Genomic DNA, 11,922 nt, shown 5'->3' with positions numbered 1-11,922 from the left:
TCCTGCTCCAGGACCGAGCAGGATTTGCGAAACCCAGCTGAGACTCGACGCTAATCAGGTGCAAGCAGGGGAGGGAGCTGGATATCGCGCACAGTCCATGCGGGAACCGTCCATTCATTAGAGAACTTTCATGCCCGATCGTTTTGTCGTCAGCGCTTTCGTTGCCTTGGTCGAGAGCGGGAAATACATCGAAGCGTTGCAGCGCTTCTACCATCTTGACGCCGTCGTATGGGAGAACCAGCAGCAGTCTCGCACCGGCCTGGATGCGTTGATCGAGAACGAGCAGCGGGTACTGAATACCTTCACTACGGTCACGGGACGCGCCGTGACGGTGCTGGTCGATGGCGATCAGGTATGCATCAACTGGCGATTCGATTTCTTCCGCGACACCCTGCATCTGACCCTCGACGAACTGGCCGTTCAGCAGTGGATCGACGGCAGGATCGTGCGCGAACGCTTCTACTACGATCCTGCCCAGTTGCGGCCAGATGCCGGGCAAGCCATGGGCGAGGGCAACGAGCCGAGGGTGTCATCGGCGCGAGCATAGAGTTGCCGTTGCGCCTGGCAAAACCCTGGAAATACAGAGTGCGCTGGACTGAATCGTGCGGATCGCTTCACGCTTGAACTACCTGCCAAACCTCTGACGCTTTTCCATCGAGCGCCTCCGTGTGGGGATCGTCCGCGCTTTTAGGTGTCCGTGAAATCGGGACTAGTCCGATGACGTTTCAAGCTCGGCGCCAAGTCTGCGCCCAGCGCAGCATTCCCGATCAAGGACTGCTCTTGCGTCCGTGCCCCAAAAAAGTGAGACGCTCGGTCAATCCATCGGTGTGAATCTCGGCTATCATCGCGCACGGCATTGAAACCGATAACCAGTTCACGAAATGAACCGCCATTTGACGAAAGTTGATGGCGGCGCATGGTTGCACCCAGGGGGAAAGAATGCATCGCCGTGTTCAAGTCATCCCGGATCTGTGCAGGTCCGGGCTTAGCTTGTTGTTGTCTGTTCAAAGCGAGCATCCCCGCCAACGTGCGGCGCCCCGTCCAAGCCGACGCATCAACGCCAGCCTTCACGGAGGACGGGTGATCCCTACCGTGTGACCAAGACGCAGCCATCGCGTCCGCTGGCCTTTTCATTTTTCGCCCGAGGCGTCGCCATTCGGGCCTCTCTTTCTGACCAACAAAACGAGCCATGAAGGCTCGCTACAGGGGCTGTTGCATGAATCGTATTTACCGCCTTGTTTTCAATCGCACGCTTGGTGTGCTGCAGGTGGCGTCGGAACTGACGAACGCGTCTTGCGGCGCCATCGTCGGTGGTGCGGATGCCGGTGCGAAGCCCGGGTTGAAGTCGCGGCTACTCGCGTTGATGGTGTGCATGGCGTTGGGTCTGGCTGCATCGCCAGCATGGGGACAGACTGGCAGCGGCGGCGGAAACGGCGGCAATGGCGCATCCGGCAGTACACCGGGAACAGGCGGCATGGGTGCGGTGACGACCGGAACCTATGCCAATTCCGGTGGTGCCGGCGGCTCCACCGGTGCGGGCTCATCCGGGCTGGGGGCGGGAGGAAGCGGAGGACGGGGTGGAGCCGGCGGTACCTACTATGTCGGAGGCGGAGGTGGTGCCAGTGGTGCGGGCGGTGGCCTGGGCAGTCACGGATATGGCGGCGGAGGCGGTGGTGGCGGCGCTTACGTAGGAGCCCCTGAGACTGCTAGCGGCGGTGGTGGCGGCGGTGGTGGTGGTGTAGGGAGGTCCTTGTCCGGCGGGCTCTTTACCAATTCCGGTACCGTTAACGGCGGCAACGGCGGCAATGGTGGCAATAGCTACCTCAACGCGTTCAGTGGCGGCGGCGGTGGCGGCGGTGCCGGAATCTATGCCAACGGTACCCGGATCACCAACACTAGCTTCATCAACGGCGGCAACGGCGGCAACGCTGGCACCAATAGCAACGGTTACGGAGGCGGCGGTAGCGGCAGCGGTGGCGCTGCCCTGGTCGGCGCCGGTTTCTCGATGAACAATAGCGGCACGATAAGGGGCGGCGCCGGCGCTAATGGCTATGGTCAGCCCTTCCAGAACGCCGGCTCTGGCGGCCGCGGCGGCGATGGCATCGACGGCAGCGCAGGCGCCTATATTTCCAATACCTCGATGATCTCCGGTGGCGTGGGTGGCAACGGCGTCGTTGGCATGTCCAGGACGGGCGCGGGCGGCGCGGGCGGCACCGGTGTTTCGATCACCGCCGGCAGCGGGGCTGAAATCGTCAATCTAGCTGTCATTGTCGGCGGTAATGGCGGCACGGGCGGCGGCGCAGGCGGCATTGGCATCGTGTCCAACGGCAACTTGACCGTATTCAATGCCGGCGTCATTCAAGGTGGTGCCACTGACGGTTCGGGCGCGCTTGCCAATGCGATCAGCTTCTCCGGCGGCGGCAATGAACTGGTGATCGAACCGGGCGCCAGCTTCAACGGCAACGTGGTTAGCAGCAGCGGCACTACCAACGGCGGCGATACGCTCGCATTGGGAGGAGCTGGCAATAGCAGCTTCGATGTTTCGCAAATCGGCAGCGCGTTCCAGGGTTTTGCGCAGTACGTAAAGCGGGACGCCAGCACCTGGACTTTGACGAACGCCACCTCAGCGACCACATCGTGGGCATTGGATGGCGGCACGCTGGCGGTTTCCAGCGATGCCAACCTGGGCGCCAGCGCGGGCACGCTGACGTTCAATGGCGGTACGCTGGAGGCCACGCAATGGTTCACCACCAGTCGCAACATGTTGCTAGGTGCGGGCGGTGGCGACTTCTCCGTCGATACCTCGGTGATATTTCAGGATGACGGCGTCATCGACGGCGTGGGCGCGCTGATCAAAACCGGTGGCGGTATGTTGAGGCTCACCGGCACGAATCTCTACACCGGCGGCACGACGATCAATGCGGGCACGCTGGCGATTTCCAGCGACAGCAACCTGGGTGCGATCGCCGGCACGCTAACCTTCAATGGCGGCACGCTGGAGGCCAGGCAATCGTTCACTGCCAATCGCGGGGTCTCGCTCGCTGCAGGGGGTGGCGACATTGCCGTCGACGGCGGTGCAACGTTGACCGAGAACGGTCTCATCGCTGGCGTGGGAGCGCTGACTATAAGCGGTAGCGGTACCTTATTGCTCACCAACGCCAATACCTACAACGGCGGCACCGTGATCAATGCGGGCACGCTGGCGATTTCCAGCGACGCCAACTTGGGCGGGGGCTTGTTGACTTTCAACGGCGGCGTGCTGGAAGCCACCGCGTCGATCACCACCAGCCGCGGCGTGATGCTTGAGCCGGGCGGTGGCGACTTCGCGGTCGATGGCGGCACGACGTTGACCATCGCCGGAGGCGTCACGGGCCCGGGCGCGCTGAGCAAAGACGGTAGCGGCACCTTGGTGCTAACCGGCACTGATACCTACAACGGCGGCACTACGCTCAATGCGGGCACGCTGCTCATTTCCAGCGATGCGAATCTCGGCAGCGGCGCAGCTTCGTTGACTTTCAATGGCGGCATGCTGCAGACCACGGCGTCCATGACGACTGCCCGCAACATCTCGGTGAGCGGCGGCGGTGGGGATATCAACGTGGGCCTCTCGCAGCAACTGCTGCTCAGCGGTGTCCTCATTGGCTCTGGCGCACTGGCCAAAGATGGCGGCGGCACCTTGGTGCTTGCTGGCGCCAACACATACGCCGGCAACCTTACGCTCAATGCGGGCACGCTGTCGGTTTCCAGCGGCTCCAGCCTCGGCAGCAGCGCGGCGTCGCTGACTTTCAACGGCGGCACGCTGGAAGCCACGCAATCTTTCACCGCCAACCAGGCCATGGCGCTGGGAGCCAGCGGCTACATCGTGGTCGATCCTGGCATGACCTTGACGGATAGTGGCGTCATCAGCGGCGCGGGCGCACTGATGCTTTCCGGTACAGGTACGCTGGCATTGACGGGCACCAGCACTTATACCGGCCCTACCACGGTCAACGGAGGGACGCTGGCATTGTCAGGCTCCGGCAGTGTGGCTAAATCGGGTGGCATCATCGTCGACAGCGGCAGCAGTTTCGATATTTCTGGCCTCAGCGTCGGCGGCACCAGCATCGGCGATCTTTCCGGCGCAGGCACGGTTTTCCTGGGTGGCCATGCGCTCACGCTTGGCACCACAAACAATAGCCAGTTCGACGGCCTGATCGCCGATGGCGGCGTGGCAGGCGGTAGCGGCGGTTCGCTGGTAAAGCAGGGCAGTGGCACACTCACGCTCACCGCTGCCCCCACGTACACCGGTAGCACTGCGATCAACGGGGGCACGCTGGCTTTGTTGGGCGCCGGCAGCATCGCCACGTCGAGTGGCGTCATGGTCGGCAGCGGCAGCAGCTTCGATATTTCCAACGTCACCCACGGCGGCACCAGCATCGGTGGTCTTACCGGGGCGGGTGCGGTCGCGCTGGGCAGCAACACGCTCACGTTCAACACCGCAAGCAGCACCGAGTTCGATGGCGTGATCGCCGATGGCGGCATTGTCGGTGGCAGCGGTGGTTCGTTGGTGAAGCAGGGCAGCGGTACGATCGATCTTGCCGGCGCGAACCTTTACACCGGCAGCACTACGATCAACAACGGCACGCTCGCGTTGTCGGGCAACGGCAGCATTGCCGCGTCGAGTGGCGTCGTAATCGCCAGCGGCGGCGGCATGGATATTTCCGGTCTACGCAATGGCGGACCGAGCTTCAGCACGCTCTCTGGTACAGGCATTCTTGCGCTGGGTGGAAATTCGGTCACTTTAAGCGTGGCGAACAACATGGAGTTCGATGGCGTGATTGCCGACGGCGGCATCGCCGGGGGTACAGGTGGTTCGCTGGTGAAGCAGGGTAGCGGCTTGCTCGATCTAACTGGCGCGGACACCTACACCGGCAGCACCACGATCAACGGTGGCACGCTGCGGTTGTCTGGTAATGGCAGCATCGCGTCGAGCGTCGTCAACGTCAGCAGCGGCAGCAGCTTGGATATTTCCGGTGCCGGCAACGGCGGCACCAGCATCGGGGGTCTTTCCGGTGCCGGCACGGTCGCCCTGGGCGGCAATCAGCTTGCGCTCGGTAACGCCATCAATACCCAGTTCGATGGCGTGATCAGCGACGGTGGCGTCGCCGGTGGTAGTGGCGGTTCAATCGTTAAGCAGGGCAGCGGCACGCTCGACCTGACTGGCGTGAACACCTATACCGGCGGCACCACAATCTACGGCGGCACGCTGGCTTTGTCGGGCAACGGTAGCATTGTCTCGTCGAGCGACGTCAACATCGGCGGCAGCTTCGATATTTCCGGTCTCAGCAATGGTGGTACGACCCTCACGGATATTGCTGGCGGGGGCACTATCGCTCTTGGCAGCCATACGCTCACGCTAAATACGCCGTCCGGGTCCGAGTCCGAATACGATGGCGTGATCGTCGATGGCGGGATCGCCGGTGGCAGCGGCGGTTCGCTGGTCAAGCAAGGCGGCCAGGAACTGATACTCACTGGCGCGAATACCTATACCGGCGGCACCGCGATCAACGGCGGCACGCTGGCATTGTCGGGTACCGGTAACATCGCCACGTCGAGCGGCGTCGATATCGCCAGCGGCAGTTACTTCGACATTTCAGCGCTCAGCAACGGCGGCACGACTATCAACGCTCTGTTGGGCGCGGGTACGGTCGTCGTAGGTGGCAACACGCTTACGCTCGGTAGTGCAAGCAATAGCCAATTCGATGGCGAGATCACCGGTGGCGGTTCGCTGGTCAAGCAGGGCAGCGGTATATTCACGCTTACCGGGGACAATACTTACACCGGTAGCACGGTGATCAACGCCGGTACGCTGGCATTGTCGGGTAGCGGAAGCCTGCGCATTTCGAGCGGTGTCGTCGTCGGCAGCGGCAGTTCTTTCGACATTTCCGGAATCAGCAACGGCGGCACGACCATCAACGATCTGTCCGGCGCTGGCACGGTCAACCTGGGCAGCAACCAGCTCTCGCTCGGTACGGCGAACAGCACCCGGTTCGATGGCGTGATCACCGATGGTGGCATGACGGGCGGCGCTGGCGGATTGCTGCTCAAGCAAGGCAGCGGCACCCTCGATCTTACCGGCGTGAACACCTATACCGGTAGCACCACGATCAACGGCGGTACCTTGCAGTTGTCCGGCGGTGGCAGCATCACCGCATCGAGCGTCATCAATGTCGGCAGCGGTAGCAGTTTCGATATTTCCGCCCTCGGCAACGGCGGCACGACCATCAGTGGATTGGTGGGCACCGGCAAAGTCGCTCTCGGCGGCCAATCGCTCACGCTTGATGGGAGTGGCTATGAGTTCGATGGCACGATCACGGACGGTGGTATCACCGGCGGTGCCGGCGGTTCGCTGATCAAGCAAGGCGCCGGCACGTTCACGCTGGGTGGCGCCAATACGTATACCGGTAATACGGATGTGCGTGGCGGAGCACTGGATCTTTCCGCCAGCGGCTCGCTCGCCGGCAACGTGACGGTGGAAAGCGGGGCTAGCCTGGGCGGCGCAGGTTCGATCGCCGGCTCGGTCAATGTTGCTACAGGTGCTTCGCTTGCACCCAACGGCGCGATGTCCGTCGGCAACCTCGTGGCACAGCAAGGCAGCCAGTTGAACGTGATGCTGGGCGCACTAGGTGCGAACTTCCAAAACAACAGCGGCAGTGTCGCCGTGCGCGGCAATTTGGAGCTGGATGGGGTCACGCTGAACGTCGCCAACGGCGGCATGGGACCGGGCGTCTATAACCTGTTCTCCTACAGCGGCAGCCTGATCGAAAACAACGGTGGCCTCAGCCTGGGTGTGACGCCTACCGGCCAGACACTGTTGCTACAGTCCCTCACCGGCAACAAGCAGATCAATCTGCTCGATACCACCGGCCTGACGCTGAACTTCTGGAATGCCAATGGCCAGGCCAGCAACACGCAGCTTGGCGGCGGCAGCGGCACGTGGTCGGTGACGTCGCTGACGTGGAGCACGGACATGGGCTTCGTGACGGCGGCGATGCAGCCGCAGCCGGGCTTCGGCGTTTTCGGTGGCGCGGCAGGCACAGTAACTGTGGATAGCAGCGCCGGTAACGTGCAGGCCACTGGCTTGCAGTTCACCAGCGACGGTTATGTGTTGACCGGCAACACGCTCACTCTGGTAACTAGTGGCAGCGGCGCGCCGATCATCCGCGTGGGCGATGGCAGCAGCGCCGCCGCGAACTGGACCGCCACCTTCAACAACGCGGTGGTGTCAACAGTTGGCCTTGAGAAGACTGATCTCGGCACGCTGGTGCTGAATGGTGGCGGCACGTCGATCACCGGTGGCGCGACGATCAGTGGCGGCAACCTGGTAGTGGGAACCGCCAATGGCAGCGTCGGCATCACTGGTGCCGCGGGCGCCACAGGCACGACAGATGTCAACGACAACGGCACCATCGGCGGAAGCGGCAGCGCGGCCCTCAGCATGGCCAGCAGCACCGGATTCACCAATGGCGCCAGTGGCGTCGTGACAGGTGGTACAGGCGGTGCCGGTGGCGCGGCTGGCTACCGGTCCGCCAACAACACTGCGGGCGGCGCTGGTGGTGTGGGCGGCAATGGCATCGATGGCAGCGCGGGCAACGCCAACGTAAACAACAGCGGCACTATCGTTGGAGGCCAGGGCGGTGCGGGCGGTCATTACAAGAATTCTCCCGGAGCGACTTCCCAGAGTGGCGCGGGTGGCGTCGGTGGTACCGGCGCGGTACTCGGCGTGGGCAGCACCCTGGTCAACCAGACCAGCGGCAGGATTTTCGGCGGCGCCGGCGGCTATACCGGCGTTTCTTCCCTCCTCGTCAATCCGCAGGGCGCAACAAGTGGTTCCTACAGCCTTGCCGGCGTCAGCGGTGGTGCGGGCGGCGTGGGTGCCAGCCTCGGCAGCGGCAGCACGCTCAGCAATGGTGGTTACGTTCAGGGCGGCAACGGTTCGTACGGCGGTTCTGTCATTGCGGGTGTTGCCGTCCCCCAGGCTTCGAGCGCCAGCTTCAGCGTCACCAGCGGCAACGGCGGTGTTGGCGGCGCGGGCATCACCTTGGGCAGTGGTGCGACACTCACCAACACCGGAAAAATCTTCGCCGGCGATGGCGGTGCGGGTTCCTCCAGCAGCCCGTTTGGATCCTCCATCGTCTACGTGCCAGGCACGAGCACCGGCAACCTGCAAGCCAACGGCGGTATTGGCGGCGCCGGCGGCGATGGTGCGGACTTGGGCAGTGGTGGCAGCGTGACCAACCAGGCCGGCGCTGACATCGCTGGTGGCATGGGCGGTATCGGTGGCGTGATGGGTTTTGCTATCAACGGCACAGTCATGCATGCCGGCAACGGTGGCGCGGGTGGCAACGGCGGCAACGGTCTGGTGTTGAGCAACACCTTCGTCAACGCCAGCAACGCGGGTGCCATCGGTGGTGGTAGCGGCGGAGCGGGCGGTGGTTTTGCAGTGTTCACCACTCCGTTCACGACTACGTTTGTATCGGCAGGCAACGGCGGTGATGGCGGTGATGGCGGCAATGCGTTGGTGGCCGGCGCCGGCAACTTCACCAATGCGGGCATGCTCTTCGCGGGCGACGGCGGCAATGGTGGCTCCGTGCTCCAGCAGACAACGACCAATGGCACGACAACTTCCCATGCCATTGCCGGTGGCGCTGGTGGTGCTGGTGGCGAAGGCGGTGCGGGTGCCTATAGTGCCGGCGGCCTTAATCTGAGTAACGCCAGTGGCGGACAGATCGTTGGAGGCAAAGGTGGCACTGGCGGCAGTGGCGGTATCGGCAATGGCGATTCCAACGGCCAGAGCACGGCGACTGCCGGTGGAGTGGGTGGTGCAGGTGGCCAGGGTGGCGTGGGTGCCGATTTGGGCAGTGGTGCCAGCCTTACCAACGCAGGCGTAGTGACCGGCAACAATGGTGGTGTAGGTGGAACCGGCGGCATCGACGGTTACGCCGCGAGCACGGGTAGCAGCGCGCCCGGCGGCAGCGGCGGTATCGGTGGCGACGGCGGGATTGGCGTAACAGGTACGGGCTTTACGCTCACCAACAATGCCACGGTTGGCGGCGGCAATGGCAGCGCAGGCGGGGTAGGCGGCGCGTCCAATACGTCAGCGGTGACATCTGGCAATGGTGGTCATGGCGGCGCCGGTGGTGCGGGCGTCAGCGGTTCGAACTTCACGCTCGCCAATACAGGCACGATTGTGGGCGGCAACGGTGGTCTGGGTGGCGTGGCTGGTTCTGCCAATGGTGGAGCCAGCGGTAGCCAGGGCGTCGGCGGTGTCGGTGGTGTGGGTGTGGTGTCCACAGGTGGCTCGACTGTCATCAACAACGGCACCCTTGCAGGTGGTGTAGGCGCGAGTGGCACGCAGGCCGACGCTGTAGATTTCAGCGGCGGCGGCAACACGTTGGTGATCGAGTCCGCTTCCCGATTCCTTGGCAACATCGTCAGTGCCAGCGGCACGACCCATGGTGGTGACACGTTCGTACTGAGTGGCAGCTCGAATGCGAGCTTCGATCTGGGTACCGTCGGCGCGGTAGGCAGCGGTGCGGCGATCCAGGGCTTCAGCCAGTTCACCAAGTCCGGTACCAGTACCTGGACGTTGACCGGCGCAGGTAACGCCAACCAGTCGTGGACCATCACCAACGGCACGCTGGTAGGCAACAACACCAGCATTGTTGGCAATGTGACCTTCTCGCCGCTGGCCGGCGGTAGCGCGAATCTCATCTTCAACCAGTCGACTAACGCCGTGTACAACGGTGTGATCAGCGGCGATGGCTCGCTGACCAAGACGGGCAGCGGTACGTTGACCCTGACTGCCGACAACACTTACACCGGCACGACCACCATCTCTGGCGGCATGCTGCTGGTGGCCAACAACAGCACCAGCGGCATGGTGAGCGGCAACGTGGTGAACAACGGTGCGATGGCATTCGATCGCACGGACACCGTCATTTATGGCGCGGCGATCAGCGGCACGGGCAGTTTGGCGCAAGCGGGTACCGGCACGTTGATCCTGGATGGCGTGAACACTTATACCGGCAGCACCGTGGTGCAATCGGGCACGCTGGAGGTGGGTGACTCCTCGCATGCCAACGCATCGATTCATAGCAACGTGACGGTGGACATGGGCGGCACTTTGCGCGGCCATGGCATCGTCAATGGCGACGTGACCAGCGATGGCACGGTGTGGCCGGGCGGCTCGGTAGGTGTGTTGACCGTCAATGGCAACTACACCCAGAACGCCGACGCCACGCTCCAGATCGACGTGACCCCGACGCAGGCCTCGGAGCTGTTGGTCAATGGCAGCGCCAGCCTGGCGGGTACGCTGAGCTTGATCTACGCACCGGGTACTTATTCGGGTACGACTTACACGCTGGTGCAGGCCAAGGCGTTGACCGGTACGTTCGCCAGCACGACGACGAGTGGATCGGTTCCTACCGCGCTCGACCCGAAAGTCAGCTATACCTCGACGCAAGCGGATCTCGTGCTGACGTCGGCAACGCCGACACCCACGCCTACACCAACTCCTACACCAACTCCTACACCAACTCCTACACCAACTCCTACACCAACTCCTACACCAACTCCCACACCAACTCCCACACCAACTCCCACACCAACTCCCACACCAACTCCCACACCAACTCCCACACCAACTCCCACACCGACTCCCACACCGACTCCCGCGCATACCCCTACGCCAGCCCCTGCTGGAAACGTGGTTGCTCCGCGCGATGGCGGCCTCTATGCCAACCTGATACGCAGTCAGAACTTGACCGGCCAGCAAGTGCTGTCCACTGTGCTCGATGCAACGCTGCGCTCCGGTGACACCAGTTGCAACGGTGCCGAGGCAGCTCATAGCAATACCGTGGCATCGGCTTGCCATAGCGACCTGTGGGTGCAGTACAGCGCGAGTAGCGATGCGTTGACAGGCAGCGATGGCTTGAACAGCACTGCATTCGGGCTGCAAGGTGGTTTCGACCATGCCGTGGCCGATAGCGTGCACGTAGGTGTGGAAGCGGGCTTCAACCGCATTAACGGCAGCGACCATAACGGTGGCAACGGCTCCATCGATAGCGTGCATGGCGGTGTGTATGCGTACACCAACGCGGGTCCTATAGTGCTGTCGGGCATGCTTGATGGTATGCATAGCAGCTACAGCGTCTATCGCCAGACCGGTATCGGCCACGGTGTGGCCCGCCCAGATGGCAGCAGCAGCTCGGTGGCGATGCAGGCAGCCTGGCCGATGACTGCAGCTTCGTGGCAGGTGACGCCGGCGGTAGGCGCGTTGTACCAGCACCAGGCAGTGAATGGCTTCAGCGAAACGCTGCCCAGCAGCAACCCGCTGGCGCCGGCTTTCGCCGTGCAGGGCGCGCGCACCAGCTACAACACCCTGCAGCCATATGCGCGTGTGATGTTCACGCACTCGTTCGTGGTTCAAGGCATCAACTACGTGCCGCAGTTCAACGTGGGCTACCGCTACGACACGCGCGGCGCGAACACGCCACACGTGCTGGCCACCAGCCAGGATGGCACGCTATTCCAACTGCCGGGTGACACCAACGGCCGTGGCATAGCCACGGTGGGCGCGCGTATCACCGCTCAGGCGGGGGCATCGTGGAATCTGTACCTGGATTACCAGGGCCAGTTCTCCAGTCGCCTCGACGACCATGCGCTGAGCGTGGGATTCAGCAAGAAATTCTAAGCAGGCAAGGCGGTGCCTCGGCATGCTGTATGTCGAGGCACTCGCCATGAAGTACAGCGATTCGCGATAAACGGTGACGGGTTGATTTATTTAGTGACACCCTGCATCAGACCCTCGACGAGCTAGGGATGCTCTGATCTATTCTGCTTTGGGCGTCAAAATGTAACGGCGTATCGGTGCGGGGGTGA

General features: G+C 63.0%; 2 protein-coding genes. Both read left to right on the top strand.

Translation table 11 applies throughout. From position 1 onward, the window contains the following. Nucleotides 1-130 precede the first annotated feature (130 nt). Nucleotides 131-547: a nuclear transport factor 2 family protein gene (locus QQJ96_RS16015; RefSeq protein WP_284333027.1), complete on the top strand. Its 417-nt coding sequence runs from the start codon at nucleotides 131-133 to the stop codon at nucleotides 545-547. A gap of 669 nt (nucleotides 548-1,216) precedes the next feature. After that, entirely contained in the window at nucleotides 1,217-11,734 is a 10,518-nt protein-coding gene (locus tag QQJ96_RS16010; protein ID WP_284333026.1) for an autotransporter-associated beta strand repeat-containing protein, read from the top strand. Nucleotides 11,735-11,922 lie beyond the last annotated feature (188 nt).

The sequence above is a fragment of the Dyella flagellata genome, from assembly GCF_030160275.1.
GTDB classification, from domain to species: Bacteria; Pseudomonadota; Gammaproteobacteria; order Xanthomonadales; family Rhodanobacteraceae; genus Dyella_B; species Dyella_B flagellata.
This window is presented reverse-complemented; position numbering and strand designations above follow the sequence as displayed.

Bases quoted from the DNA above. Each gene is read 5' to 3' on its own strand.
- QQJ96_RS16015 (WP_284333027.1), top strand. From the start codon at position 131: ATGCCCGATCGTTTTGTCGTCAGCGCTTTCGTTGCCTTGGTCGAGAGC.
- QQJ96_RS16010 (WP_284333026.1), top strand. From the start codon at position 1,217: ATGAATCGTATTTACCGCCTTGTTTTCAATCGCACGCTTGGTGTGCTG.